The 26,182-nt window shown below is 64.2% G+C and carries 21 protein-coding genes; 7 read left to right on the forward strand and 14 right to left on the reverse strand.

Annotated features, from left to right (window positions below; all coding sequences use genetic code 11):
• Nucleotides 1-54 precede the first annotated feature (54 nt).
• From U5A65_RS12700 to U5A65_RS12730, 7 genes are all read right to left on the reverse strand, one after another.
• On the reverse strand, nucleotides 55-546 hold the full coding sequence (locus tag U5A65_RS12700) for a dihydroneopterin aldolase (protein WP_321915400.1): 492 nt from the start codon (nucleotides 544-546) through the stop codon (nucleotides 55-57).
• The gene (locus tag U5A65_RS12705) at nucleotides 543-1,178 is read right to left on the reverse strand and encodes a sarcosine oxidase subunit gamma (RefSeq protein WP_321915401.1); all 636 of its coding nucleotides are present in this window, start codon (nucleotides 1,176-1,178) and stop codon (nucleotides 543-545) included. The genes U5A65_RS12700 and U5A65_RS12705 overlap by 4 nt, the downstream gene beginning before the upstream one ends.
• The gene (locus U5A65_RS12710; RefSeq protein WP_321946467.1) at nucleotides 1,168-4,176 is read right to left on the reverse strand and encodes a sarcosine oxidase subunit alpha family protein; all 3,009 of its coding nucleotides are present in this window, start codon (nucleotides 4,174-4,176) and stop codon (nucleotides 1,168-1,170) included. The genes U5A65_RS12705 and U5A65_RS12710 overlap by 11 nt, the downstream gene beginning before the upstream one ends.
• Complete coding sequence (locus tag U5A65_RS12715) at nucleotides 4,173-4,496, reverse strand: sarcosine oxidase subunit delta (RefSeq protein ID WP_321915403.1); 324 nt, start codon at nucleotides 4,494-4,496, stop codon at nucleotides 4,173-4,175. Before U5A65_RS12715 ends, U5A65_RS12710 begins: the two co-directional genes overlap by 4 nt.
• A 13-nt stretch (nucleotides 4,497-4,509) precedes the next feature.
• Nucleotides 4,510-5,754 (reverse strand): sarcosine oxidase subunit beta family protein, encoded by a 1,245-nt coding sequence (locus tag U5A65_RS12720; protein ID WP_321915404.1) that lies wholly within the window; start codon nucleotides 5,752-5,754, stop codon nucleotides 4,510-4,512.
• A 38-nt stretch (nucleotides 5,755-5,792) separates the two neighbouring features.
• Complete coding sequence (locus tag U5A65_RS12725; protein WP_321946468.1) at nucleotides 5,793-7,178, reverse strand: L-serine ammonia-lyase; 1,386 nt, start codon at nucleotides 7,176-7,178, stop codon at nucleotides 5,793-5,795.
• A 203-nt stretch (nucleotides 7,179-7,381) separates the two neighbouring features.
• Complete coding sequence (locus U5A65_RS12730) at nucleotides 7,382-8,524, reverse strand: porin (RefSeq protein ID WP_321915406.1); 1,143 nt, start codon at nucleotides 8,522-8,524, stop codon at nucleotides 7,382-7,384.
• Nucleotides 8,525-8,870: 346 nt separating this feature from the next.
• Between U5A65_RS12730 and betI the strand changes: the two genes are divergently transcribed.
• From betI to betA, 3 genes are read left to right on the forward strand one after another with little or no spacing between them, the layout of a single operon-like run.
• Nucleotides 8,871-9,485, forward strand: coding sequence for a transcriptional regulator BetI (gene betI / locus U5A65_RS12735; protein WP_321946469.1), 615 nt, complete (start codon nucleotides 8,871-8,873; stop codon nucleotides 9,483-9,485).
• Between the two features lie 19 nt (nucleotides 9,486-9,504).
• Nucleotides 9,505-10,974, forward strand: coding sequence for a betaine-aldehyde dehydrogenase (betB, locus tag U5A65_RS12740; protein ID WP_321946470.1), 1,470 nt, complete (start codon nucleotides 9,505-9,507; stop codon nucleotides 10,972-10,974).
• Nucleotides 10,975-10,985: 11 nt separating this feature from the next.
• Entirely contained in the window at nucleotides 10,986-12,713 is a 1,728-nt protein-coding gene (gene betA, locus U5A65_RS12745; RefSeq protein ID WP_321946471.1) for a choline dehydrogenase, read from the forward strand.
• 170 nt (nucleotides 12,714-12,883) lie between these two features.
• Here the strand turns inward: betA and U5A65_RS12750 are convergent, their stop codons facing one another.
• From U5A65_RS12750 to U5A65_RS12760, 3 genes are all read right to left on the reverse strand, one after another.
• Entirely contained in the window at nucleotides 12,884-14,530 is a 1,647-nt protein-coding gene (locus tag U5A65_RS12750) for an APC family permease (protein ID WP_415764750.1), read from the reverse strand.
• 99 nt (nucleotides 14,531-14,629) lie between these two features.
• Complete coding sequence (locus U5A65_RS12755) at nucleotides 14,630-15,580, reverse strand: choline ABC transporter substrate-binding protein (RefSeq protein ID WP_321915410.1); 951 nt, start codon at nucleotides 15,578-15,580, stop codon at nucleotides 14,630-14,632.
• 238 nt (nucleotides 15,581-15,818) lie between these two features.
• On the reverse strand, nucleotides 15,819-16,727 hold the full coding sequence (locus U5A65_RS12760; protein WP_321915411.1) for a LysR family transcriptional regulator: 909 nt from the start codon (nucleotides 16,725-16,727) through the stop codon (nucleotides 15,819-15,821).
• A gap of 127 nt (nucleotides 16,728-16,854) precedes the next feature.
• Here U5A65_RS12760 and metE point away from each other — a divergent pair, with 127 nt between their 5' ends.
• Nucleotides 16,855-19,149 (forward strand): 5-methyltetrahydropteroyltriglutamate--homocysteine S-methyltransferase, encoded by a 2,295-nt coding sequence (gene metE / locus U5A65_RS12765; protein ID WP_321946472.1) that lies wholly within the window; start codon nucleotides 16,855-16,857, stop codon nucleotides 19,147-19,149.
• Between the two features lie 64 nt (nucleotides 19,150-19,213).
• Here the strand turns inward: metE and U5A65_RS12770 are convergent, their stop codons facing one another.
• Together U5A65_RS12770 and U5A65_RS12775 are read right to left on the reverse strand one after the other, a co-directional pair.
• Nucleotides 19,214-20,875: a class I adenylate-forming enzyme family protein gene (locus tag U5A65_RS12770; RefSeq protein WP_321946473.1), complete on the reverse strand. Its 1,662-nt coding sequence runs from the start codon at nucleotides 20,873-20,875 to the stop codon at nucleotides 19,214-19,216.
• Between the two features lie 10 nt (nucleotides 20,876-20,885).
• Nucleotides 20,886-22,214 carry an MFS transporter gene (locus U5A65_RS12775; RefSeq protein WP_321946474.1) on the reverse strand — a complete coding sequence of 443 codons (1,329 nt, stop codon included), beginning with the start codon at nucleotides 22,212-22,214 and terminating at the stop codon, nucleotides 20,886-20,888.
• Between the two features lie 413 nt (nucleotides 22,215-22,627).
• Here U5A65_RS12775 and U5A65_RS12780 point away from each other — a divergent pair, with 413 nt between their 5' ends.
• Nucleotides 22,628-23,197, forward strand: coding sequence for a DUF4142 domain-containing protein (locus U5A65_RS12780; RefSeq protein ID WP_321915415.1), 570 nt, complete (start codon nucleotides 22,628-22,630; stop codon nucleotides 23,195-23,197).
• Nucleotides 23,198-23,251: 54 nt separating this feature from the next.
• Here U5A65_RS12780 and U5A65_RS12785 read toward each other — a convergent pair whose 3' ends face one another.
• Nucleotides 23,252-23,851: a TMEM175 family protein gene (locus U5A65_RS12785; protein WP_321915416.1), complete on the reverse strand. Its 600-nt coding sequence runs from the start codon at nucleotides 23,849-23,851 to the stop codon at nucleotides 23,252-23,254.
• Nucleotides 23,852-24,031: 180 nt separating this feature from the next.
• Between U5A65_RS12785 and U5A65_RS12790 the strand changes: the two genes are divergently transcribed.
• Both U5A65_RS12790 and U5A65_RS12795 read left to right on the forward strand, forming a co-directional pair.
• Nucleotides 24,032-24,754, forward strand: a complete 723-nt coding sequence (locus tag U5A65_RS12790) for a cytochrome b/b6 domain-containing protein (RefSeq protein ID WP_321946475.1) — start codon at nucleotides 24,032-24,034, stop codon at nucleotides 24,752-24,754.
• Between the two features lie 85 nt (nucleotides 24,755-24,839).
• On the forward strand, nucleotides 24,840-25,100 hold the full coding sequence (locus U5A65_RS12795) for an H-NS family nucleoid-associated regulatory protein (RefSeq protein WP_321946476.1): 261 nt from the start codon (nucleotides 24,840-24,842) through the stop codon (nucleotides 25,098-25,100).
• 114 nt (nucleotides 25,101-25,214) lie between these two features.
• Here U5A65_RS12795 and kdgD read toward each other — a convergent pair whose 3' ends face one another.
• Nucleotides 25,215-26,132 carry a 5-dehydro-4-deoxyglucarate dehydratase gene (gene kdgD / locus U5A65_RS12800; protein ID WP_321915419.1) on the reverse strand — a complete coding sequence of 306 codons (918 nt, stop codon included), beginning with the start codon at nucleotides 26,130-26,132 and terminating at the stop codon, nucleotides 25,215-25,217.
• Between the last annotated feature and the right edge of the window lie 50 nt (nucleotides 26,133-26,182).

A 26,182-nucleotide genomic window follows, 5' to 3' on the forward strand; every position in this document is an offset into this window, starting at 1 on the left:
CGCATACGGCGATGTGCAAAAAACGACGCGCCTTTGCTTTGCACCGACATCGGGCTACGCGTTCTGCCCGCCACCATCGGCCCGAATCCATAGTCGATAGTCGGCGCGCGTCCAGTCGAGGGCCACGCCCACACGCCGCGTGCCCGGCCGGATCTTCGGCTTGTGCACCGCGAGCCTGAGCGTTTCCAGCGCGGGCCATTCGCGAAACGAAAACGCCGCAATGTCCGCCACCAGCGTTTCGAGCAGCCGTGTGTGCGGCTTGTGCCCGAGAAAATCCGCGAGACGTGTGCAATAGCCGTCGTAGTCGATCCAGTCGCCCGCTTCACCCGCTGCGCTCTTTTCGCGCGGCATGCAGCGATAGCCGAGCTGCGCGTCGATCACGAGCGGCTGCGGCGCGCCGTGCTCGTGCGGATAAATGCCGATGCGCGCCGGCACGCTCAACGCTTCGACGAACACGCTCCAGCCGCGCCCGCGTGGCTCGTCGTGCGGGCTGAGCGCCCCGATCGCACCCAGCGCCGGCTCGAACGCCGCATCGACGATCTTCATGGCGCGACCGACGCCGCGGCGTCGACCATCATGCGGCAGAAGTAATCGGCGAAACTGCGGCGCACGACGATTTCGAAGCGGTCGTCCCCGGTGGGTATCAGCACGATCGACGCCTTGAAATACACGCTTTGCGCGCATTGCCCCGGCTTGAACAGGCGCGCATGCAGATCGAGCGGACAGCCGCGCGAGAGCACGTCGCGCGCCCGCGTGCCTTCGATCTCGACTACGGTGCTGCCGCTGCCGACGTCCACGGCCGCCGCATAAGCATCGCCAAGCACGGCGGCGAGCTTCGCTTCGAGCATGCCGGTTTGCACCGGTGCGAGCGAGCGCACGAGCCACTCATCGGGCCCGAGCCAGAGCACGTCGTATTGATCGCTGCGTGCGACGGTGTTCGGCGCGGCGGGCGGCTCGCAGCCCACTACGCTGGCGAACGCCGCGACGAACGCCGGGTCGCTCAATTCGCCGCGCACGTTCACGAGGTCGCGAAACGGCAGCTCGCGCATGGCAAACGCCTTCGAGGCGCGCCCTTCCTGCGCTTTGATCAGATCCGCTGCGCCGACGAGCGGCGACTCGAGGCGCACGCCAACGATGCGCTCCGCGACCGGCAGGGGGTCCTTCGTTTCATTCAACATGCTGACGCACTCCTTCCGTGTCGTAGAAAATCGGGCTTGCGATCTGCGCGCTGACGCGCCGGCCATCGGCCATGGGAATCACCACGCGCTCGCCCATCTTGTTCAAGCCGCCCTTCACGACCGCGAGCGCAATCGAACGCTGGAGGATCGGGCTGTAGTAGCTCGACGTGACGTGGCCGATCATCGGCGTCGTGCCATCGGGCCGCGCCTGCGCGTCGGGAGCGATGATCTGGCCGCCTTCGGGCAACACGTATTGTGCGTCGTCCGTTAGCAATCCGACGAACTGCTTGCGGTTTTCCTTGGCGGTGTCCGAACGCTTGAGCGAGCGGCGGCCGAGGAAGTCCTTCGTCTGCGAGACCAGGCCGCCCATGCCAAGGTCGAATGGCGTAACCGACCCGTCCGTATCCTGGCCCACGATGATGTAGCCCTTCTCCGCACGCAACACGTGCATCGTTTCCGTGCCGTAAGGCGTGATGTCGAACTCGGCGCCCGCTTCCATCAGCGCCTCCCACACGGCGCGGCCCGCATTGGCCGGCACGTTCACCTCATAGGCCAGTTCGCCCGAGAAGCTGATGCGCATGACGCGCGACTTCACGCCCGCGACCGTGCCGTTGCGATACGACATGAACGGAAATGCGGCGTTGTCGAAGTCGATGTCCTTGCACACCTTCTGCAGCACCTTGCGGCTCTTCGGGCCGACCACGGCGAACGTCGCCCAGTGGTCGGTGACGGAAGCCAGACGCACCTTCATATCCGGCCATTCGGTCTGCAGCCAGCGTTCGAGCCACGTGAGCACGCGCGCGGCGCCGCCCGTCGTGGTGGTCATCATGTAGTGCTGCTGGCCGAGGCGCACCGTCACGCCGTCGTCGAACACCATGCCGTTTTCGTCGAGCATCAGGCCGTAGCGGCACTTGCCCACTTCGAGCTTGAGCCACGGGTTCGTGTACACCCAGTTGAGCAGCTTCGCGGCGTCGGGGCCTTGAATGTCGATCTTGCCGAGCGTAGAGGCATCAAGAATGCCCACGCTGTTGCGCACCGCAAGGCACTCGCGCTTCACGGCTGCGTGCAGATTCTCGCCGCTCTTCGGGTAGTACCACGGACGCTTCCAGTTGCCCACGTCCTCGAATTCCGCGCCATGCTGCACGTGCCATTCGTGAATGCAGGTCTTGCGGATCGGGTCGAGCATGTCGCCGAGTTCGCGCCCCGCAAACGTGCCGAACGTGACGGGCGTGTAATTTGGGCGGAACGTCGTCGTGCCCGTTTCGGGAATCGTCTTGCCGAGCGCACTGGCGAGAATCGCCATGCCGTTGATATTGCCGAGCTTGCCCTGGTCGGTGCCGAAACCCATGGCCGTATAGCGCTTCACGTGTTCGACCGACTCGAAGCCTTCGCGTGCGGCGAGCAGAATGTCCGCGGCCGAAACGTCGTTCTGGAAGTCGACAAACTGCTTGGGCCCGCGCGCCGCGTCCTTGCGGCTGCCGACGAGCCACAGCGCCTCAAGCGGCGTTTCCGCAACCTCGGCGGCTTTCGGCACGGCGGGCCGCTTGACCGGGAAGCCGAGCGACTTCACCGCGTCGATGCCGCCATCCACACCCTGCGTGAGCGCGCGGGCCAGGCCGAATTCGCCCACCGCCGCGCCAACGCTCACTTCCTCCTGCACGCGCTTGCCCGGCATGAAGCACGCCTTCGCGTCGCTCCAGTGCGCCTTGCCGCCCGACTGCGCGAACAGGTGCAGCACGGGGCTGAAACCGCCCGACACCGCAACGAGATCGCATGCGAGCGTGCCCTGCTGCGCGCCGGCCTGGCCGTTCGCGTAGCCGACCACATCGACCGAACTCACGCGCTGCTTGCCATGCGCGCAATGAATGGCCGCGTTGTACATTACCTTTACGCCCTGGCGGCGCGCGGCGGCCTGCAATGCGCCGTTGCCCTGCGAGCGCGAATCGACCACGGTGACGGTGGCACCGCATGCCTTCAGGTCGAGCGCGCAGCGGTAGCCCGCGTCGTTGTTCGTGAACACGACGGCATTGCGGCCCGGCAGCACACCATAGCGATGGATATACGTCGATACCGCCGACGCCATCATGATGCCAGGCAGATCGTTGTTGCCGAACACGATGGGACGCTCGTGCGCACCCGTTGCGAGAATCACGCGTTTCGCGCGGATCTTCCACAGCAGTTCGCGCGTACCCTGGCGCGTGGAAACCGGCAGATGCTCCGTCAAACGCTGCGTGACGGTCACGAGATTGTGATCCTGGTAGCCGAAAGCCGTGCTGCGCGAAAGGATCTTCACGTCGGGCATTTGCCTGAGTTCGGCTTCGATCTTCTCGACCCAGTGAAATGCGGGACGTCCGTCGATATCGGCCTTGCACGACAGCAGGCTGCCGCCCAGTTCGCGCTGGTCGTCCACGAGAATCACGCGTGCGCCGCTCGCGCCCGCCGTATGCGCGGCGGCGAGACCCGCAGGGCCGCCGCCGATCACGAGCACGTCGCAATGCGCGAAGCATTTGTCGTAGCGGTCGGCGTCGCGCACTTCGGGCGCTTTGCCGAGACCCGCGGCGTCGCGAATCTTTTCTTCGTATTTCGGCCACCATTTACGCGGCCACATGAAGGTCTTGTAGTAGAAGCCCGCCGGCAAAAAGCGCGAGAACTTCTGGTTGATCGCCATGCGATCGTTTTCGAGGCTGGGCTCGGCGTTCACGCTCGTCGCAATGAGCCCCTGGTAAAGCTCGACTTCGGTCGCGCGAGCATTGGGCACCGTATGCGCGCCGCGCTCGAGTTGCACGATGGCGTTGGGCTCGGCCACGTCCGCCGTCATGATGCCGCGCGGGCGATGGTACTTGAAGCTGCGCGCGACGAAATGCACGTCGTTGGCGAGCAGCGCGGAGGCGAGCGTGTCGCCCTGGAAGCCTTGATACGTGCGGCCGTTGAACGTGAAGTTCAGCGGAATCGCGCGGTTGACGCGCCCACCGGCGCCCAGACGGTTCTTCTGGCTCATCGCTGCGTGCTCCCTTGCTTGTTGCCTTGCGCCTCATTTGCTACCGCATTGTTCACACTCGGCGCGCCGAAGGTCTCGTAACTCTGGATCTCGTAGGTGACGGTGTCGCGCGTCGCCTTGAACCAGCGGCGGCAGCCCTGCGCGTGCAGCCACTGCTCTTTATGCACACCGCGCGGGTTGTGACGCATGAAGAGGTAGTCGCCCCATTGCTCGTCGGTGAGCTGGTCGGTGTCGAGCGGGCGCGCGATGTCGGCCTCGCCGCCGCAGGTGAACTCGATTTCGGCGCGGGGACCGCACCACGGACATTCGATCAGCAACATGGTGTGGTCTCCTTTAGTGCGCAACGGCGGCTGCGCCGTGCTCGTCGATCAGATGGCCGCTATAAAAGCGGTCCAGCGAGAACGGCGCGTTCAGCGGATGCGGTTCGTCCTTCGCAATGGTGTGCGCGAACACCCAGCCCGAGCCCGGCGTCGCCTTGAAGCCGCCGGTGCCCCAGCCGCAGTTGAAATAGAGACCCTTCACGTCGGTCTTGCTGATGATCGGGCAGGCGTCCGGCGAGACATCGACAATGCCGCCCCACTGCCGGTTCATGCGCACGCGCGAAAACACCGGGAACATTTCGACGATGGCCTGCAACGTGCCCTCGATAATGTGGAAGCTGCCGCGCTGGCCAAAGCCCGTGTACTGGTCCACGCCCGCGCCGATCACGAGATCGCCCTTGTCGGACTGGCTGATATAGGCGTGCACCGCGTTCGACATGATGACGGTGTTGACCACCGGCTTGATCGGCTCCGAAACCAGCGCCTGCAGCGGGTGGCTTTCGAGCGGCAGACGCACGCCTGCCATGTCCGCGAGCGTCGTGGTGTTGCCGGCCGCCACCACGGCGACCTTTTTCGCCTTGATGAATCCCTTCGACGTATCCACGCCCGTCACGCGCGCACCGTCGCGGCGAATGCCCGTCACCTGGCAGTTCTGAATGATGTCCACGCCGTGCTGGTCCGCGCCGCGCGCGAAGCCCCATGCCACGGCGTCGTGGCGCGCCACGCCCGCGCGGCGCTGGATCGAGGCGCCCAGCACGGGGTAACGGCTATTGAGGTTGATGGTCGGCTCGATTTCCTTGATCTGCTCGGGCGTGAGGAACTCGGCGTCCACGCCGTTCAGGCGGTTCGCGTTCACGCGCCGCTCGGTGTCGCGCACGTCCTGCAGTGTGTGCGCGAGATTCATCACGCCGCGCTGGCTGAACATCACGTTGTAGTTGAGGTCCTGCGAGAGCCCTTCCCAGAGCTTCATCGCCTTTTCATACAGCGCCGCCGACTCGTCCCACAGATAATTCGAGCGCACGATGGTCGTGTTGCGCGCCGTATTGCCGCCGCCGATCCATCCCTTCTCCAGAATCGCGACGTTTTTCACGCCGTGCTCTTTCGCGAGGTAATAGGCCGTTGCGAGACCATGCCCGCCGCCACCGACGATCACGACGTCGTACTCCTTTTTCGGCTCCGGGCTTCTCCACTGCCGCTCCCAGTTCTCGTGATACGACAACCCGTTGCGGAACAGACTGAATATCGAATAGCGGCTCATCTCGCAGACCCCTTGTTGCGCGTTACCATTAGCTTGCGTTAGCACTCGATGACGTTCACGGCGAGACCACCGCGCGACGTCTCCTTGTATTTCGTCTTCATGTCGGCGCCCGTCTCGCGCATCGTCTTGATGACGTTGTCGAGCGTGACGTAGTGCTCGCCGTTGCCCTTGAGCGCCATGCGCGCGGCGTTGATCGCCTTGATCGCGCCCATCGCGTTGCGCTCGATGCACGGAATCTGCACGAGGCCGCCCACCGGGTCGCAGGTCATGCCGAGGTTGTGCTCCATGCCGATTTCGGCGGCGTTCTCCACCTGGGCAGGCGTGCCGCCCATCACGGCAGCAAGCGCCGCTGCCGCCATCGAGCACGCCACGCCCACTTCGCCCTGGCAGCCCACTTCCGCGCCTGAAATCGACGCCGTTTCCTTGTAGATGATGCCGATGGCGGCAGCCGTGAGCAGGAAGTTGGCGATACCGTCTTCGTTTGCGCCCGCAACGAACTTCACGTAGTAGTGCAGCACCGCGGGAATCACGCCCGCCGCGCCGTTCGTGGGCGCGGTGACGACACGGCCGCCCGCCGCGTTCTCCTCGTTCACGGCCATCGCGTAGAGGTTGACCCAGTCGAGCATGGAAAGCGGATCGCGCAACGATTCTTCCGAGCGCGAACGCAGATGCACCGAGAGATCGGCGGCGCGGCGCTTCACCTGCATCGGGCCCGGCAGCTCGCCGTGCATCTTGCAGCCGCGCTCCACGCAGGCGGCCATCGCGCGCCAGATCGCGAGCAGCCCTTCGCGCACGTCTTCCGGCGAGCGCGCGGCACACTCGTTGGCCAACGTGACTTCGGCGATCGAACGCCCGCTTTCCTTGCATACGCGCAGCAGATCATCGCCCGTGCGGAACGGATAGGGCACGTCGCGTCCGCTGCGCACGCCGTTGACGCGGTCGCCGTCGCGATTCACGACGAAGCCGCCGCCCACCGAGTAGTACTCCTTTTCAACGAGCAACTGCCCGTTTTCGTCGAAGGCCTGAAAGCGCATGCCGTTCGAGTGCAGCGTGTTTGCGCCGCCCATCGTCTTGCGAAAGAAGCCGATGCACTCCTTTTCGTCGAAGCGAATGGTCTGCTTGCCGAGCAGCACGAGCGTCTTCTCGCGGCGAATGGCGGCCAGACGCGGCTCGATCTGGTCGGGATCGACCGAGTCGGGCAAGTTGCCTTCGAGGCCGAGCAGCACGGCCTTGTCGGTGCCGTGGCCCTTGCCCGTCGCGCCCAGCGAGCCGTACAGCTCGACTTTGACGCGGCGCACAAAGGCGAGCAGATTGGCGTCCTCGATATGGGACGCGAAGCGGCACGCAGCGACCATGGGGCCGACCGTGTGCGAGCTGGACGGACCGATTCCGATCTTGAACAGGTCGAAAACGCTGACGTTCATCTGACTTCCCTTCGCGCTGAGCGCATGGATGAGCTTGAGTGCAAGTAGACCAAAGAGGCCGTGGCAGCCGATAGAACAAAAACGCCATCGCCGTTGGACGGCCCCGCCAGACGGGGCTTCGGGCAACTCGGGCGCGCGTTGCGCCAGGGTTGCACCGCGGGTTTTCCCGAGGTCTTGCGGCGAAAAAACATCCGTCTGCGCGGTCAGAACGAATGCCGCAAGCCCACGCGCACATCGGCCTGCGTGGTGGTCGAAGAAGGCGTGAAGCTGTAGCCGATCACCGCGTCCACACCCTGCGAGGCCTTGAGCCAGTCGCCCGAGAGATAAACGTCGGTGGTCTTCGAAAGCAGGTAGTGCAGGCCCGCCGAAATCTGGTTCCAGTGGTGGCCGTCGAAGTGCGTGTACTGGTAGCCGCCCGCCACGCTGAACGCGGGCGTGACCTGCCAGTTCGCGCCGCCTTCGCCCACCTGCATGTGCTCGCTCTCGCCGAACGCCTTGATCTGCGTGTACGTGAAAGCGGCCATCAACGTGACGTCGCCGATCGCGTAGCTCGCGCCGGTGCCGAAGGTCGCCTGCTTGTCGACGGGGAACGGCGTCTCGCTATAGAGCGAGCTGACCGCGCCCGTGGCCGGATCGACGCTGACGGTCGGCCTGCCGAAGAACGTGCGCACGCCGATCATGTTGTACGGGTCGAACGCGTAAATGCCCGACGGGTTGTTGAGCTGGGTGTAGGCCGCGCCCATTGCGAACGGGCCGTTCTGGTACTGTGCGCCCGCGCTCCAGGCGCTGCCGGTGTGAAAGTCGCCGGGCGTGTTGCTGAACGAGTACATGCCGCCGAACTGGAATCCGCCGAACGTGTTCGACATGAACTTCACGGCGTTCGGCAGATGGTCGCCGTTCATGCGGTCGAAGTCGCCCTGGTTGATCGCGTAGCCGCTCGCCCACGCCGTGACGTTGTAGAGATACACGAACTCCTGCGTCATGTCGGCCTGATTGCCGAACGTGAGCGTGCCCCAATCGTTCTGGAGTCCGACATAAGCGAGACGGCCGAAAAGCGAGCCGCCGTTGGCGATCTGCCCGTTGCCAAGGTGAAAACCGCTCTCGAGCTGGAACACGGCCTTCAACCCGCCGCCGAGATCCTCGGTGCCCTTGAGGCCCCAGCGGTTCGCCTGAGCAATGCCGTCGTCGAATTTCACTTGATGCGAACCGCCCGCATTGCTCACGTACGTCACGCCTGCGTCGATGATCCCGTACAGGGTGACGCTGCTTTGGGCATGGCTTGCGGTCGAAACAGCGCTCAATGCCATCGCGATGCCGCTCAGTGCCACCGCATTCGGTTTTCTCATGATGTCGGGTCTCTCTTGTCTGGCGATACAGGTTGTCGGGCCGCACAGAAAGCGCGTGGCGTCTTGCGCGGTGGATCAAAACGTACAAGTCCAAATCTCACCCGACTTGCGCAGACACGACACGCGCTGGCGCTAACGCGACACGCCCGCAGCGAAAAAAGGCCTGAAAAACAGGCGCAAACCGTTGTGTGGCGGGCCTCGCGAGGCATTGCGCGGTGGCGATCATCGGTAATCCGACGCGGACTTTGTAAAATCCGCCGATCCCGTCATTTCTACGTTTTTATTGATTGAACATTCAATAAAAAATACCTAGAGTGGAAACCTTCCCGCATTGCCCGGAATCCCCATGCCCAAGATCGGAATGCGCGACGTGCGTCGCGCGCAACTCATCGACGCCACCTTGCAATCGATCGACCAGTCGGGTCTCTCGGGCACCACGCTCGCCACCGTCGCGCAGCACGCGAAAATTTCCACCGGCATCGTCAGTCACTATTTCGGCGGCAAGGACGGCCTGCTCGAAGCCACCATGCGCCACGTGCTGCACGACCTTTGGGAAGCCACGGTGCGCAGACGCCTTGCCGCGAAAGACGAGCCGCGCGCGCGCCTGCGCGCCATCGTTGCGGCCAACTTCGACGTTTCGCAGGTGAACTCGCCCGTCATGAAGACGTGGCTCGCGTTCTGGGCCGAGAGCATGCATCAGCCCGCGCTGCGCCGGCTGCAGCGCGTCAACACGCGGCGGCTGCATTCGAACCTCTGCGCGGAGTTCGAGAAGGTGCTGCCAGGCGCCGCGGCCCGGCGCGCCGCGAGCGGGCTCGCCGCGCTGATCGACGGCCTGTGGCTGCGCGGCGCGCTCACGGGCGAACCGTTCGACACGAAGGCCGCGCTGCGCGTGGCCAACGACTACATCGACCTGCTGCTCGAAGCGCGCACAAAGCCGCGCTCAGGCAAGTCGGCCAAATAACCCGGTCCGGAGCCAATCGATGTCCCTCTACGCCCTGCAGCGCCTCTTTATCGACGGCGCCTACACCGACGCCACCAGCGGCGAGACCTTCGACACCTACGATCCCGCCACCTGCACGAGGCTCGCCACCGTGCAGCACGCGAGCGCCGCCGACATCGACCGTGCGGTGCAATCGGCGCGCGCCGGCCAACGCGTCTGGGCGGCGATGACCGCGATGCAGCGCTCGCGCGTGCTGCGGCGCGCGGTCGAGCTGCTGCGCGAGCGCAACGACGAACTCGCGGCGCTCGAAACGAGCGACACGGGCAAGCCCATCGCCGAAACGCGCAGTGTGGATATCGTCACCGGCGCGGATGTGATCGAGTACTACGCGGGTCTCGCACCCGCGCTGGAAGGCCAGCAGATTCCGCTGCGCGAGACCTCGTTCGTCTACACGCGGCGCGAGCCGCTGGGCGTCACGGCCGGCATTGGCGCGTGGAACTACCCGCTGCAGATCGCCTGCTGGAAGTCGGCGCCTGCGCTTGCGGCCGGCAACGCGATGATCTTCAAGCCGAGCGAGATCACCCCGCTTTCGGCTTCGAAACTCGCCGAGATTTATATCGAGGCGGGCGTGCCGCCGGGCGTGTTCAACGTGGTGCATGGCGACGGCCGCGTGGGCGCCATGCTGAGCATGCACCCCGGCATCGAAAAGATTTCCTTCACGGGCGGCGTCGAAACGGGCAAGAAGGTCATGGCGGCCGCAGGCGGCTCCACGCTCAAGGAAGTCACGATGGAACTGGGCGGCAAGTCGCCGCTCATCGTCTTTGAAGACGCCGACCTCGATCGCGCCGCCGATATCGCCGTGACCGCCAACTTTTTCAGCGCCGGCCAGGTGTGCACCAACGCCACGCGCGTGTTCGTTCACCAATCCGTGATTGCCGCGTTCGAAGCACGTGTGCTCGAACGCGTGCAGCGCATCCGTGTGGGCCATCCCGCCGATCCCGCCACCAACTTCGGGCCGCTCGCGAGCGCCGCGCAACTCGACAAGGTGCTCGGCTATATCGAGAGCGGCAAGCGCGAAGGCGCGCGGCTGATCGCGGGCGGTGCGCGCCTCACCCAGGGCGAGTTCGCGCGCGGTCAATACGTGCAGCCCACCGTGTTCTCCGGCTGCCGCGACGACATGCGCATCGTGCAGGAAGAAATTTTCGGCCCGGTGATGAGCATTCTCGCCTTCGCCAACGAAGCCGAAGTCATCGCGCGCGCCAACGAATCGCTGTACGGCCTGGCCGCCGGCGTCGTGACGGAAAGCCTTTCGCGCGCGCACCGCGTGATTCATCGGCTCGAAGCCGGCATTTGCTGGATCAACACGTGGGGCGAGTCGCCCGCCGAAATGCCCGTGGGTGGCTACAAGCAATCGGGCGTGGGCCGCGAAAACGGCATCACGACGCTCGAACACTACACGCGCATCAAATCCGTCCAGGTGGAACTGGGACCGTATCAGCCCGTTTTCTGAGGGAGTCCTGCATGGCAGCGCAAGAGTACGACTACATCATCATTGGCGCAGGGTCGGCGGGCAATGTGCTCGCCGCGCGCCTCACCGAAGACCGCGACGCGACGGTGCTGCTGCTGGAAGCGGGCGGCCCCGATTACCGCTTCGATTTCCGCACGCAGATGCCCGCGGCGCTCGCGTACCCGTTGCAAGGGCGCCGCTACAACTGGGCCTACGAAACCGACCCCGAGCCGCACATGAACAACCGGCGCATGGAATGCGGGCGCGGCAAGGGGCTGGGCGGCTCGTCGCTCATCAACGGCATGTGCTACATACGCGGCAATGCGCTCGACTACGACGGCTGGGCCGAGCGCAAAGGCCTGGAAAACTGGAGCTATCTGGACTGCCTGCCCTATTTCCGCAAGGCCGAAACGCGCGACGTCGGCGCGAACGATTATCACGGCGGCGAAGGTCCCGTTCACGTGACGACGAGCAAGCCGGGCGTGAATCCGCTCTTCGAAGCGATGATCGAAGCCGGCGTGCAGGCAGGCTACGCCCGCACCGACGACCTCAACGGCTACCGCCAGGAAGGCTTCGGGCCGATGGATCGCACCGTGACCGCCAAAGGCCGGCGCGCGAGCACCGCGCGCGGCTATCTGGATCAGGCAAAGCATCGGCCGAACATCGACATCGTCACGCATGCCGTGACGGACCGCATTCTGTTCAGCGGCAAGCGGGCGAGCGGCGTTGTCTTTCTCGATGGGCCCGCGCGCGTGACGCGCTATGCGCGCCGCGAAGTGCTGCTGTGCGCGGGCGCGATCGCCTCGCCGCAAATTCTGCAGCGTTCGGGCGTCGGTCCTGGCGCATGGCTGCGCGAACTCGACATCCCCGTTGTGCTCGATCTGCCGGGCGTGGGTCAGAATCTTCAGGACCACCTGGAAATGTACATGCAGTACGAGTGCAAGGAGCCAGTCTCGCTCTATCCTGCGCTGCTCATGCGCAATCAACCGGCCATCGGCATTGAATGGATGCTGCGCGGCACCGGTATTGGCGCGAGCAATCATTTCGAGGCGGGCGGCTTTATCCGCACACGCGACGACGATCCGTGGCCGAACCTTCAGTATCATTTTCTGCCGGTTGCGATCAACTACAACGGCAGCAATGCGATCAAGATGCACGGCTTCCAGGCGCACGTGGGCTCGATGCGCTCGCCGAGCCGCGGGCGCGTGAAGCTGCGCTCGCGCGATCCGCGCCAGCATCCGTCGATTCTCTTCAACTACATGGCCGAAGCGCTCGACTGGCGCGAATTCCGCGACGCGATCCGCATCACCCGCGAAATCATTGCGCAGCCTGCGCTCGACCGTTTTCGCGGGCGTGAGCTGAACCCCGGCGCGGCGCTCAAGACCGATGCAGAGATCGATGCTTTCGTGCGCAACCGCGCGGAAACCGCCTATCACCCGTCGTGTTCGTGTGCGATGGGTTACGACGATATGGCTGTGGTGGACGGCGAAGGCCGCGTGCATGGCGTTGACGGGCTGCGCGTCGTGGATGCTTCGATCATGCCGCGCATTACCACCGGCAACCTCAACGCACCGACGATCATGATCGCGGAGAAGATTGCGGACCGGATTCGCGGGCGTGATGCGCTGGCGCGTTCGCATGCGCCGTATTTCGTGGCGAACGGGGCGCCGGCTCGGGGTGCGGGTGCTTCCGCCGGGAATGGCGCGGCGCGTACGGAGAAAGTACGCGCAGTGACGCTTTAAGAACCGCTTATCGGCCAGAGGCGGCGCGCGGGGATCTGCGCGCCGCCTTTTTTTTTGCCTTCAGCCCGTGTGCGCGCAAGGCAACAAAAAAGCGGCACCACACGGGCAACTTGCCCGCATGATGCCGCCAACACTGAAGCCAATTACTGACGCCAACTACTGAAGCCAGCTCAGACCGAAGCGGCCAGCCAATGCGAAACCGCAATCGTCAGCGCCGCCGCAACGAGCGCGCCATAAGGCGCGAGATTCAACCACCGGCTGCGCGCCGGCACGCTTACTTCCATATCGAGCGCACTGCCCGCCGGAAACCGCCCGCGATCCTGCCAGTAATGCCGGAATGCAAACACCGGCACGATCAGCAGCATCGCAATGAGGCCATCGCGCAGCGTCCCCTCTCCTTGCAGATTGGCGCCAGCACCGACGAACACGAGGTTCGCATACCCGCACAGCGCACCGAGCGCGAGCAGCCACGTCGGGCAACGAAACGGACGCGCCCACGCGCCACGGTCCATGCGGTGAATCCATCCCGACTGCAAATTCAGGAAAACGAACAACATGTAGCAGACGTTCGAGATCGACAGGACCGTCATATAGTCCGACATCGCGAGCAGGACGAGATTGAAGCCGAGATCGGTCCACATCGCCGCCGTCGGCGCGCCGTGCTCGTTCACCCGCGAGAGATAGCGCGGCAGCCAGCCATCCACCGAAGCCTGATAGAGCGTGCGCGATGAGCCCATCATCGACGTCATCACGATCAGCAAAATGGACAGCATGAGCATGACCACCACGGCGTTGCCCACCCAGGCGCCGCCGCCCACCATCGCGGCCATTGCCGTGCCCACGCCCGTGCCGTCGCCGATGCGGGGATCGAGCATCATCGCGGTGCCGAGCGACCCCTGAAACGCGAGCGGCACGAGCGTCATGACGACGAGGCAAAGCGCACCCGACCAGAAAATCGCCCTCGCCGTATCGCGCCGTGGGTCGCGAAACTCGCGCGTATAGCACACCGCCGTCTCGAAGCCGTACGATGCCCATCCCGCCATGAACATCGCGCCCAGCGCCATGACCACGCCCTGCCCGTTCCATGCGCCGAAAACCGATGCCGTGAGATTGCCATGCGCATCATGGCCGAGCGGCAGCAGCGGAAACAGATGTTTTGCCGGCACGTCGCCCGTGACGAACGGCACGAGTCCGACGATCAAAAGTGGCGTGAGCGAAGCAATACCCAGAATCTTCTGCGTTTTCGCGGCCTTTGAAGCACCGCTATGCTGAAGCCGGAAGGTGATGAGCAGGAACGCCGCTGCGATCAGGAACGTGGCGTTGATGCGCAGGGTAAGACCCGGCTTGATGAAGTCCAGATTGGCGAGCGTCCAGTGCCACTGCATGATGGCCGCATCGGGCGCAAACAGCGTGGCGAGCGCGTAGTTCGCGGCGAGTCCGCAGCCCAGCGCGAGCATGGGCGACCACGCGAGCCAGTTACACCACACGGAAACCGGCGCGATCATCTTGCTGTAGCGCACCCAGCCGATTGCTCCGTACACCGAAGCACCGCCCGATTTATGCGGAAAGAGCCCTGAAATCTCGGCGTACGTGGCGCTTTGCACGAGGCCCATCGTGATCGATGCGATCCAGATGGCCCAGGCTGGCTGGCCGATCGTCGCGCATACGCCGCCAATCGTGAACAGCACGCCCGCGGGCACGCCGCTCGTCACCCAGAACGCATCTTTCCATGTAAGGCCGCGCTGCAGCGCATGGCCATGACCGCCTCGTGCGGCGCTCTCCTCGGCGCCGTGCGTCCCAATTCCCGCTTGCTCCATCTGCCTCCTCCTCTTTTGAACGCTAATCAACCAAAATTGCCGCGCAAATAGGGATGTACCGCAGGGTGGTCCGCGGCTTTCACCGCGGACCAGGGCACGTCAATGCACGCCCAGCGAGGCGCGCACGGCAGGCAGGCCCGGCTTGCCGTCCAGCGTGGTCACGCCGGCGAGCCAGTTGTCGAGCACCTGCGGGTTGCCGCGCAGCCAGTCGGCGGCGGCCTTGTTGGGGTCTTCCTTGTTGGCGATCGGCACCATCAAATGGTTCTCGATGGCGGTCGTGAACTGCAGATTGGAGACGAACTTCGCCACGTTCGGGCAGCGCGCCGCATAGTCGGGCGGTTCGGCGGTCAGCACGCGCGCCGCGCCGTAATTGGGCCCGAACACGTCGTCGCCGCCCGAGAGATAGTCGATCTTCATCTGCACGTTCATCGGATGCGGCTCCCAGCCGAGGAACACGATCCATTGCTTCTCGCGCACGGCGCGGTTCACCTGCACGAGCATGCCCGCCTCGCTCGACTCGACGAGCTTGAATTTGCCGAGGCCGTACTGGTTTGCGCCGATCATCTTCTGGATCAGCGCGTTGCCGTCGTTGCCGGGTTCGATGCCGTAAATGCGCCCTTGCAGTTTGTCCGCGAATTTCGCAATGTCCTGGAACGATTTCAGGCCGCCCTGGTAGACATAATCGGGCACGGCGAGCGTGTATTTCGCGCCCGTGAGATTCGGCGTCGAGAGGACCTTGATTGAGCCCGCTTTCGTAAAGGGCTCGATGATCGGGTCCATGGTCGGCGACCAGTAGCCGAGGAATACGTCGATCTGCTTGCTCTTGAGCCCGGCGAATGTGATCGGCACGGAGGCGATCGTTTTCGTCGGCGTATAGCCCAGCGCCCCGAGAATCGTCGATGCAACGCCCGTGGTCGCCGCGATATCGGTCCAGCCCACGTCGGCGAAACGCACGTCCTTGCACGCGGCGGGATCGGCCGCGAAGGCGCTGGCGCTGAGGACTGCGGCGCACGCGAGCGCGCCTGTCTTAAGCAGGGGGAATCGGCACATCGTCATCTCCTCGAGGAATCGAACTGCGTCGCTGGGTCATGAAGTCTCATGACACATAGTTGTCCGGCAAAAAGCCGGCTAACGTAGCAATTGCGACGAGCAATTGCGCAGAAGCGACAAGCGATTCCCGCGAAGCCCCCAGAACAGCAGCTTTAAGTTAATTGAACGATCAATATACGAACTTAGGCTGCATTCCTTTCATTTTAAAAACGTAAGGCTTTACATGCGCCGCGCGGCATCAGCCTTGCACGCGGGGCGTTTGCCAGACAGGGTCGCGCGCGAATTCGACGAAGGATTTCAGGTAATCGACCACGGCGTCGCCCTCCCGCGTGCCGAGAAAGATCTGCTTCGCAATGCCCTGCTTGCCGAGCTTCACGATCGCAAGCGGCATGCGGTCTGCGTACTCTTCCGCGAGCCAGCGCGGCAACGCGGCCACGCCGCGATGGCTCGCGACCATCTGCAGCATGATGTCGGTCGTTTCGATCGTCTTGTGACGGCGCGGCGTGATGCTCGCGGGCCGCAGAAACTGGTTGTAGATATCGAGCCGGTCGGTATCCACGGGATACGTGATGAGCGTTTCGTCGATCAGCTGCTCGGGCTTCACATAGCGCACGTTCGCGAGCCGATGGTCTTCGGCGACCACCAACACCTGTTCGTAGTCGAATACCGGATCGAAACGCAGTCCGGGCCGGATGAGCGGATCGGGCGTGACGAGCACGTCAATGTCATAGCCGATCAACGCGCCGATGCCGCCAAACTGAAAACGCTGCTTCACGTCCACGTCGACATCGGGCCAGCGTGCCAGATACGGCGACACCACCTTGAGCAGCCACTGATAGCACGGCGCGCATTCCATGCCGATGCGCAGCGTGCCGCGCTCGCCCGCCGCGTACTGCTTCATGCGTTCTTCCGCGAGTTCGAACTGGGGCAAAAGCCGTTCGGCCAATGACAGCAGGTACTGCCCGGCCTGCGTCAGCCGCAGGCTGCGGCCCTCACGGTCCCAGATCGGGGTGCCGAGCTGCTGCTCGATTTTCTTGACCGTGTGGCTTAGGGCCGACTGCGTGAGAAAAAGCGACTCCGCGGCTGCGGTAAGCGAGCCCTGGCGGGCAACTTCGCGGACGATGACAAGATGAACACGTTCGAGCATGGAAAAAACCAATGAATAAAACTAATGGATGGATGAAATAATGCCATTTTTATTCATCGTCGAATACCTCTATGATCGCTGCCACTCTGGATCGTTTTCAGCACCTTCATTTCGGACGGCAACGCACATGGTCACCACGCACAATCTCGGCTTCCCGCGCATCGGCGCGAAACGCGAGCTTAAATTCGGTCTGGAACGCTACTGGAAGGGCGAATCTTCGCGCGACGAACTGAAGGCGCTTGGCGTGCAACTGCGCGCACGGCATTGGGAAAACCAGAAGGGTCTCGACTTCGTGCCCGCCGGCGACTTTGCGTTCTACGACCAGGTGCTCGACATGAGCTTCACGCTCGGCAACCTGCCCGGGCGCGCGCAGGGCTTCCATGGCGACAAGCTCGACAACTACTTTCGCGTGGCGCGCGGCCGCTCGGCCCATGGCGCCGAGGACCATGCCGCTTGCTGCGGCGGCGTTGCGGCCGGCGAAATGACGAAGTGGTTCGACACGAACTATCACTACATCGTCCCCGAATTCACGGCCGATACGCAATTCAACCTCGACACGTCGCGTCTTTCCGAACAGCTGCGCGAAGCGCGCGAGCTGGGCGTGAAGGCCAAGCCCGTGATCATCGGGCCGCTCACTTACCTGTGGCTCGGCAAGGCCAAGGACGACTCCGACAAGCTTGCACTGCTGCCACGCCTCATGCCCGTGTATCGCGCGCTGCTCGACTACTTCCGCGTGATGGACGTCGAGTGGGTGCAGATCGACGAGCCGATACTCGTGACCGAACTCGATCCGGCATGGCGCGCGGCATTTGCGACAGCCTATGAAGGGTTCGAGCTGCGCAGCGTCAAGCTGTTGCTGGCCACGTACTTCGGAGAACTACAGGAAAATCTAGACCTCGCGTGCTCACTGCCCGTCGACGGCCTGCATATCGACGCGATCAACGCCCGCACGGAAGTCGCGCTGGCCGCGCAAAAGCTGCCTGCGCAGAGCGTGCTTTCGGTGGGCACGATCAACGGCCGCAACATCTGGAAGACCGACCTGAACGCAGCGCTCGAATGGCTCGAACCGCTCGCGAAGCAATTGGGCGAGCGCCTCTGGATCGCGCCTTCGTGCTCGCTGCTGCACGTGCCGGTGGATCTCGCGAGCGAAGAAAAGCTCGATGCTGAAATCCGTTCGTGGCTCGCCTTCGCGCTGCAAAAGCTCGACGAAGTAAAGGTGCTCGCCACGGCGCTGAATGGTGGCCGCGACAAGGTCGCCGCCGAACTCGCCGCGAACGCCGCCGCCGTTCAAGCGCGCCGCCAGTCGCCGCGCGTGAACAACCCCGCGGTGAAGGCCGCGATCGCGCGCATCGACGCGCAACTCGGCAATCGCCAGCACGCTTACGCCGAGCGCGCCGCGAAACAGGCCGCACGCCTGAAGCTGCCCGCCTTCCCGACCACGACGATCGGCTCGTTCCCGCAAACGGCGGAGATCCGCCAGGCGCGCAGCCAGTTCAAGAGCGGCGCGCTCGACAACGTGGGCTACGAGGCCGCCATGCGCGCCGAAATCGAACGCAGCGTGCGCGAGCAGGAGCAACTGGGCCTCGACGTGCTCGTGCACGGCGAAGCCGAGCGCAACGACATGGTCGAATACTTCGGCGAGCAGCTAGACGGTTACGCGTTCAGCCAGTTCGGCTGGGTACAGTCGTACGGCTCGCGCTGCGTGAAACCGCCCATTCTGTTCGGCGACATCAGCCGCCCGAAGGCAATGACCGTGGAATGGATCACCTACGCGCAATCGCTCACGAACAAGCCCATGAAGGGCATGCTCACGGGTCCGGTGACGATTCTCAACTGGTCCTTCGTGCGTGACGACCAGCCGCGTTCGGTCTCGTGCTACCAGCTCGCGCTCGCCATTCGCGAAGAAGTGCTCGACCTGGAGAAGGCCGGCGTGGGCGTGATCCAGATCGACGAAGCCGCGCTGCGCGAAGGCCTGCCGCTGCGACGCGCACAGTGGGGCGAGTATCTGCGCTGGGCCGTGGAATCGTTCCGCATCACCGCGAACGGCGTGGAAGACGAAACGCAGATCCACACGCATATGTGCTATTCGGAGTTCAACGACATCATCGCGTCGATCGCCGATATGGATGCGGACGTCATTACGATCGAGACGTCGCGCTCGGATAGGGAACTGCTCGACGCGTTCGACAACTTCAAGTATCCGAACGAAATCGGACCGGGTGTGTACGACATTCACTCGCCGAATATCCCGACCGAAGCGCACATCGTGCAACTGATGCAGAAGGCCGCCGAGCGTATTCCGGCTGGGCGTCTGTGGGTCAATCCGGACTGCGGGTTGAAGACGCGACAGTGGGCGGAGGTCGTTCCTGCGCTGACCAACATGGTTGCTGCCGCCAAGGCGCTGCGCAGTCAGGTGCAATAAGTTTGCCAAAATGCGCCCCGGGCCGGTCTCGGGGCGCGTCCTGATCAAGTTGCTCGCGCAACCGTTACCTTAGTTCCCGCCGCAATATCTTCCCCGTAGCCGTCTTCGGCAACTCGTCGCGGAACTCGACGATGCGCGGATACTTGTACGCCGCCATGCGCGCCTTGCAGAACGCAATCAACTCCGCCGCATCGGCCACTGCGCCCGCACGCAGGCTCACCACGGCCTTCACGGTTTCGCCGCGATAGGGGTCGGGCACGCCCACCACGGCCGCTTCGCGCACCGCAGGATGGCCGTAAAGCACGTCTTCCACTTCGCGTGGCCAGACCTTGAAGCCGGCCGCGTTGATCATGTCCTTCTTGCGGTCGACGAGATAGAACCAGCCCGCTTCGTCCATGAAGCCGACGTCGCCGGTATGGAACCAGCCACCGCGAAACGCATGGGCCGTCTCTGCCGCGTTGTTCCAGTACCCGGGCACGACCATCGGTCCACGGCAGACGATCTCGCCCGTTTCACCGGCCGCGAGCACCTGTCCGTCGTCGCCGACGATCGCCGCTTCGGCGCCCGGCACCGGCACGCCCATGGCGAGCGCGCCGCTGCGCGGATCGACAGGCGCCATCTTTCCGAGCGGCACCATGTGCGTGGGCGAGTTCGTTTCGGTGAGCCCATACGCGCCGTGGATCACGTGGCCGAACTTCGCGCGGAACGCCTCCACCACGCTCGGCGCGATGGGAGCGCCGCCCGAATAGATCTTCGTGAGCGTGGCCAGGTTCTCGCGGGTTGCATCGGCGTGATGCAGCAGCGCGATGAACACCGTGATCGCGCCGATGGTGAACTCCGCGCGGTGCTCCTCGACGGCGTCGAGCGTGGCTGCCGGGTCGAAGCGGTGCGTGAGAATGAGCGGTGCGCGCGCAATCCACGCCGCGCCGATATGGCCAACCAGGCCGGTAATGTGAAAGAGCGGCGCGACGCCCAGTATCGGGCCGCCTTCGCGCAGGCCGCAGAAGTCGCGGTAGGTCTGCGCGTTGAACGCGAAATTGCCGTGCGTGCAGATCGCGCCTTTCGGGCGGCCGCTCGTGCCCGAGGTATAGACGAGCATGGCGGGGTCGCTCGCCGCAAGCGTGACTGGCGGCGGCTTGCGCCCTTTCTGCACGGACTGGGCTGCCTGCAAAAGATCGCGTGCCTCCCCGCTCTCTTCGCCGTGTGCACCGAACACGCGTGGATCGTCGCGTGTTTGCAGCGCACGCGCGCGCGTGCTCAGTACACGCGGCGCGGCGTTGCCATCGGCTTCGATGCCCGCTAGCACTTCGCGAACGACATCGCCTTCGAGCGCGGCATCGCAGATCAGCGCGCGCGTTTGCGAATCGTCGAGCAGCAGTTTCAGTTCGCGCGCACGTTTCATCGGATTGACCGGCACCATCACGGCGCCCGCTTTCCAGATGCCGAGCAAGGCCATCACGAACTGCGGCACGTTCTGCAAGTAAAGCGCCACACGATCGCCGCGCTGCACGCCTTCGTCAATCAGTACGCAGGCGATGCGGTCGCTCCACGCGTCGAGCGCCTGCCAGTCGAGCCTGCCGTCGAAGTAAAGCAGCGCGCTTTCGTGCGGCGCGCGAGCGAGCGCCGCCGCGAACATGTCCAGACCGTTCGCATAGTCCTGCTGAGGATTCGCCTGGATACCGGTGTCGTATAGCGTGCGCCAGGGAAAGCTTTCGTAGGCGTTCACGTTGGCCTCCTCAAGCCGCTTCGGCCGGCTGACCCACCGTTTTGCGCGCCATGAACCAGTAGAACAGCGCTGCGCACCCCGCAATCGCACCGCCCATGATGAACGCGAGCGAATACGATCCCGTGCGGTCGACGATAAAGCCCGCCACGACCGGCGAGAACGCGCCGCCGAAATAGCCGCCGAAGTTCTGGATCGAACTCACGGAAGCGACCATCGAAGACGGCGCGATGTCGGCGGCGAGCGCCCACGCGTTGCCGATGGTGGCGGCGATGAACGCGAGCCCCAGCGTCATCAGCGCAACGCTCGCGCCGATCGTGCCCGCGAGCGGCAACGCCGCCGCGCACACGCCCGCGCCAATCGCGCCCACCACGATCAGCAAGCGCTTGGCGACCATGGGCGTTGCCACATGGCGATCCACGAGCTTCTTCGCAATCCAGCCCGCGACGATCTCGCCGGCCGCACCGCCGAACCACGGAATACTCGCGTAGAAGCCCAGTTGTGCGAACGAAATATGAAAGCGATCGAGCAGATAGAGCGGCAGGAACACGAGAAAGATATTCCACAGCCAGATTGCGCAGAAGTAACCGAAAATCATGCCCCACACGCTGCGCGAAGCGAACAGCGCGCGCCAGCGAATGGGCGCGGTCGTGAGCGAACGCTCGTGGCCGCCGCCGCCCGCTTCGATGTAGGCGAACTCCTCGCGCGTGAGCCGCTTGCTCTGCATGGGGTTGCGATAGAGAAACAGAAACAGCACCGCAAAGACAATGCCGATAGCGCCCGTCACGTGAAAAAGCGAGCGCCAGCCGAAGGCGATCATCAGCGCGACCAGCACGGCGGGTGCGAGCGCAGGCCCCCACTTCGACGACGAATCCCAAATGCCGGTGGCAAAGCCGCGCTCCTTGGCGGGAAACCATGCCGCCGTGATCTTCGCGGAGGTCGGCCAGCACGGCGCCTCGCCCACGGCAAGCAGCGCGCGCATGACGATGAGGCCAGAGATCGAGCCGACCACGCCGGTGGCCCACGTCGCCACGCTCCACCAGATCATGCCCACTGCATAGGCGCGCTTCGCGCCGAAGCGGTCGATGATCCAGCCCGCAGGCAATTGCATGACCGCGTAGGTCCAGGCGAACACGGTGCCCAGCAGGCCGATTTGCGTGCGCGTGAGGCCCAGGTCGTGAATCATGCCGGGTGCGGCGATCGCGAGATTCGCGCGATCGAGGTAGTTGATGATGCCGCCGAACAGCAGCCAGATCAGCACGCGCCAGCGAAAGTTCGCGGCGGCGGTGGTTGAGGCTGCCGGTGTGCTGGTGGATGCGGGTGCAACCAGTTTGTCGTCCATCCTGTCTCCTCCTCGTTGGCCTACGTTTTTTTGCACGCGCTTTTTGCGCGCGCTCGTGGGACTCAAACCGCGTTCGTGCCCACATCGTGGGACTTTTCGCTGTGGGGGCAACATTACGCGCGAGGGACATTGTGCGCCGGTTGACGCGAATGGAGAACGCCGTTTTGCATAAACCCATGACGTCGATGTGAATACGCGGATCGTTATGGCTCTCGCATGCTCTCTTACCAACCGTTACACAAGCGAAGCAATCGTTTCACCTGAATGGCAAGCGAGTTCATAGAATTCCTCAGACCGTTGAGCAGCAAGGCTGACACGCCAGAACGGTCGCGCACAAAGCCGCACCACATGCCGCATGGAATGGCGCGGCACTGCGCGCGTAATCGATACCAACTATACAGAAAGGAGTTCACATGACTCGCCTCTCGCTTGCCTCGCTCATCGCGGCTTCGGCCGCCAGCCTTTGCGCCGTTTCGCTGAGCGCTCATGCGCAGACCCCCGCGCCTTCCGCGGCTTCTGCCTCCACCTCGGGCGCGGCCGTTCGGCTTCACGAAGCCGACAAGGCCTTCATCGCAGACGGCACGCAAACCGTCGCCACGCAGCGCGACGCCGCGCGCATTGCCGACTCGCGCTCGACCGACCGCGAAGTGAAGGCCTTCGCGGAAAAACTCGTGGCCGACTATTCGAAGCTCTCCGACTCGATGCGCGCGGCGAGCCCGCGCGGCGTTGACGTGCCGCGCAACGACCCGGATGCGGCGGTGATCAGCAGCATCAACAATTTGCGCGGCGCGGATTTCGACAAGACGTATATCGAGCAGGTCGCGCTGGCCGGCCAGCAGAAAACGCTCTCGGCGTTCCAGGCGGAGATCGCCTCGGGCCGCGACGCGGGCCTCAAGAAGGCAGCAACGGAAGGCCTGCCCGTGATCCAGGCCGACTATGCCAAGGCGCAGGAACTTGCCAAGCGCAAGCACCTGGCAGGCTGATGACGATGTGATGCGCAAAGGGGCCGGCCGCTCGCGCGCCGGCCCCTTTGGCATTTACTCTTCCTTCTTTTCGCTCGCGGCGAGAGCCAGCCGCTCCATGCGTTGATCGGGCACGAGCCAGAGCAACGCCGCAATGAAATAGAAAATCGCGCCAACGCGGGGATAGTCGAGCGCTGCAAGCGCAAACCCGGCCAGATAAATCACTGGCGAAATCTTGCCCTTCACGTCACTGCCCAATGCAATGGCAAGCGGGCTTTGCGTGCCGTGATAGCGCACGAGCGTGAATTGCAGCACGACATAGGCAACCGCGCAGAGCAGCAGGTTCACGCCGTAAAGCGCGGTCGGCCAGCGTCCGAATTCGTTCTCGCCCATCCAGCCCGTGGTGAACGGCAGCAGCGAAAGCCAGAACAGCAGATGCAGGTTGGCCCAGAGCACGGAGCCGTTCACGCGGCGCGCCACCTGCAGCATATGGTGATGGTTGTTCCAGTAGATGCCCACGTAGATGAAGCTCAGCACATAGCTCAGATAAACCGGCCAGAGCGGCGCGAGCGCGGCGAGCGTGTCGCCGTGCGGCACCTTGAGTTCCAGCACCATGATCGTGATGATGATGGCGAGCACGCCATCGCTGAATGCTTCGAGTCGATTTTTTTCCATCTGCGGGATCGGCCTGCAAGGGATGTAAGGCAAGCGGCAAGTATGGCCGAAGTCGCGGCGCGACGCCACGTAGTCGCGGGGGCAACACGGTTGCGTATCGTGCGCTGCACATGGCGCACAAGCGTTCCTGACCTATGATGCCCTTGAGCGCCACGCCCGCCAGAACGCCAGCCACGGATCATGAACGCCCCGACCTCCGCATCGCGCAACCGCCCCGAGCACCCCAAGCACCCCGAGCACGCTGAACGCCCGGACCGCCGCGTGCGCGTCTGGGACCTGCCCACGCGGCTCTTCCACTGGCTGAGCGTCGTGCTCGTGGCCGCCGCTTACGTCACGCAGCGCATGAACTGGATGCAGATGCACGTGCGCCTTGGCGAGACGCTGCTCGCGCTCGTGCTGTTTCGCATTCTGTGGGGGTGCTTCGGCAGCGAGACGGCGCGCTTCTCGCGCTTCGTCGCCTCGCCGCGCAGGGCGATCGAACATCTGCGCCACGTGTTGCGGCGCGAGCCCGACGTGCAGGTGGGCCACAACGCGGCGGGCGGCTGGATGGTTCTGCTGCTGCTCGCACTGCTGCTAATCGAAACGCTCACCGGACTCTACGACAACAACGATATCGCCGACGAAGGCCCGCTCAGCGAAATCGTGCCGGCAAAAATCGCCAACGCCATCGCCAACCTGCACGCGTGGGGCTGGGATCTGCTCGCGGCGGCCGTCGTGCTGCACGTGTGCGCGATTGCCGTCTATGCGCTCGTGAAAGGCCACAATCTGATCGGCCCGATGGTAAGCGGTAAAAAGCGCCTGCCCGCTTCGGTACGTGCGCCCGCGCGCGGATCGCTCTGGCTCGCGGCCTTGCTGATGGGCTTATCGGGCGTCGTGACCGCCCTCCTCGCCGCCTATGTGTGATGCCGCATATTGATGTGTCAAACCCACGCGAAGCCCGCACAGCGCGTAAAATCAGCGGCTCGTTTTCACTCGACAAGAATGATTGATGGCTACCTACCGCGAATTGCTCGCCCAGAAGCGCGAGCTTGACGAGCGCATCGAAGCGGCGCGCGCCGAAGCGGCCCACGAGGCGCTGGCTACCGTGCGCGCGGCAATCGCCGAATTCGGCTTCACGCCCGACGAGGTGTTCGGCAAGCCGCGCCGCGAAAAAGCCGTGCGCCGCGCGCGCAAGACCGAAGGCAATGAAGGCAAAAAGCGCGAGCGCGCCAATCTGGACCTGTTCGGCGACACGGCCGACAACGCCTGACCAACCGCATTCGCGCTTCATACGCAAACAGGGCCGCAAGGGCCCTGTCGCGTGTCGTGCAGCCAGCCATGCCACGCGCCGGCTGGCGCGAGCATGGCGTGAACACCGGGCGCGTTACTGCGCGCCGAGCTTCTTGATCAGCACGTCGAGCTGCGCCACTTCCTCTTGCGTGAGGTCGGTGAGCGGCGCGCGCACGGGGCCGGCGTCGTGGCCCACGAGCTTCGCGCCCGCCTTCACGATGCTCACCGCGTAGCCCGCGCGGCGATTGCGGATCGCGAGGTACGGCAGGAAGAATTCGTCGATGAGCTTGCCGACCGTCGCGTGGTCGTCGGCGGCAATCGCGCGATAGAACTGCATGGCCGTCTTCGGAATGAAGTTGAACACTGCCGACGAATATACGGGCACGCCCAGCGCCTTGTACGCCGCTGCATAGACCTCGGCCGTGGGCAGGCCGCCCAGGTACGAGAAGCGGTCGCCCAGACGCCGGCGGATCGTCACCATCGCCTCGATTTCGCCCACGCCGTCCTTGAAGCCGATCAGGTTCGGGCAGCGATCGGCGAGTTGCTCGAGCATGTCCGCGTTCAGCTTCGAATTGGCGCGGTTGTAAATGATGACGCCCATGTTCGGCACGGCCTTGCAGACCTGCTCGGCGTGCGCGGCGATACCTTCCTGCGAGGCTTCCGTGAGGTAGTGCGGCATCAGTAGAATGCCCTGCGCGCCATTGCGCTCGGCTTCCTGCGCATATTCGATCGCCACGCGCGTCGCGCCGCCCGCGCCCGCGAGAATCGGCACCTTGCCCTTGCAGGTTTCGGTGGCCGTCTTGATGACCTGCGAGTATTCGCTCTTCGTGAGCGAGAAGAATTCGCCCGTGCCGCCCGCCGCGAACAGCGCGCTCGCGCCATAGGGGGCCAGCCATTCGAGGCGCTCGGCGTAGGTGTTCGCGCGGAAGTTGCCTTGCGCGTCGAAGTCGGTCACGGGGAACGAAAGCAGGCCTTCGGAGACGATTTGCTTGAGTTCTTGCGGCGTGGTCATGGTGTTGATCCTGTTGCGAAGTCAGTAAAGGTGTTCAGTCGAAGATGGCG

This window comes from Paraburkholderia sp. J10-1, from assembly GCF_905220165.1.
Taxonomy (GTDB): Bacteria; Pseudomonadota; Gammaproteobacteria; order Burkholderiales; family Burkholderiaceae; genus Paraburkholderia.

Bases quoted from the DNA above. Each gene is read 5' to 3' on its own strand.
- U5A65_RS12750 (WP_415764750.1), bottom strand. From the start codon at position 14,530: ATGGAGCAAGCGGGAATTGGGACGCACGGCGCCGAGGAGAGCGCCGCA.
- U5A65_RS12775 (WP_321946474.1), bottom strand. From the start codon at position 22,214: ATGGACGACAAACTGGTTGCACCCGCATCCACCAGCACACCGGCAGCC.
- U5A65_RS12730 (WP_321915406.1), bottom strand. From the start codon at position 8,524: ATGAGAAAACCGAATGCGGTGGCACTGAGCGGCATCGCGATGGCATTG.
- U5A65_RS12785 (WP_321915416.1), bottom strand. From the start codon at position 23,851: ATGGAAAAAAATCGACTCGAAGCATTCAGCGATGGCGTGCTCGCCATC.
- U5A65_RS12720 (WP_321915404.1), bottom strand. From the start codon at position 5,754: ATGAGCCGCTATTCGATATTCAGTCTGTTCCGCAACGGGTTGTCGTAT.
- U5A65_RS12710 (WP_321946467.1), bottom strand. From the start codon at position 4,176: ATGAGCCAGAAGAACCGTCTGGGCGCCGGTGGGCGCGTCAACCGCGCG.
- U5A65_RS12715 (WP_321915403.1), bottom strand. From the start codon at position 4,496: ATGTTGCTGATCGAATGTCCGTGGTGCGGTCCCCGCGCCGAAATCGAG.
- U5A65_RS12705 (WP_321915401.1), bottom strand. From the start codon at position 1,178: ATGTTGAATGAAACGAAGGACCCCCTGCCGGTCGCGGAGCGCATCGTT.
- U5A65_RS12760 (WP_321915411.1), bottom strand. From the start codon at position 16,727: ATGCTCGAACGTGTTCATCTTGTCATCGTCCGCGAAGTTGCCCGCCAG.
- U5A65_RS12755 (WP_321915410.1), bottom strand. From the start codon at position 15,580: ATGTGCCGATTCCCCCTGCTTAAGACAGGCGCGCTCGCGTGCGCCGCA.
- betI (WP_321946469.1), top strand. From the start codon at position 8,871: ATGCCCAAGATCGGAATGCGCGACGTGCGTCGCGCGCAACTCATCGAC.
- metE (WP_321946472.1), top strand. From the start codon at position 16,855: ATGGTCACCACGCACAATCTCGGCTTCCCGCGCATCGGCGCGAAACGC.
- U5A65_RS12790 (WP_321946475.1), top strand. From the start codon at position 24,032: ATGAACGCCCCGACCTCCGCATCGCGCAACCGCCCCGAGCACCCCAAG.
- U5A65_RS12700 (WP_321915400.1), bottom strand. From the start codon at position 546: ATGAAGATCGTCGATGCGGCGTTCGAGCCGGCGCTGGGTGCGATCGGG.
- betB (WP_321946470.1), top strand. From the start codon at position 9,505: ATGTCCCTCTACGCCCTGCAGCGCCTCTTTATCGACGGCGCCTACACC.
- U5A65_RS12795 (WP_321946476.1), top strand. From the start codon at position 24,840: ATGGCTACCTACCGCGAATTGCTCGCCCAGAAGCGCGAGCTTGACGAG.
- betA (WP_321946471.1), top strand. From the start codon at position 10,986: ATGGCAGCGCAAGAGTACGACTACATCATCATTGGCGCAGGGTCGGCG.
- U5A65_RS12725 (WP_321946468.1), bottom strand. From the start codon at position 7,178: ATGAACGTCAGCGTTTTCGACCTGTTCAAGATCGGAATCGGTCCGTCC.
- U5A65_RS12780 (WP_321915415.1), top strand. From the start codon at position 22,628: ATGACTCGCCTCTCGCTTGCCTCGCTCATCGCGGCTTCGGCCGCCAGC.
- kdgD (WP_321915419.1), bottom strand. From the start codon at position 26,132: ATGACCACGCCGCAAGAACTCAAGCAAATCGTCTCCGAAGGCCTGCTT.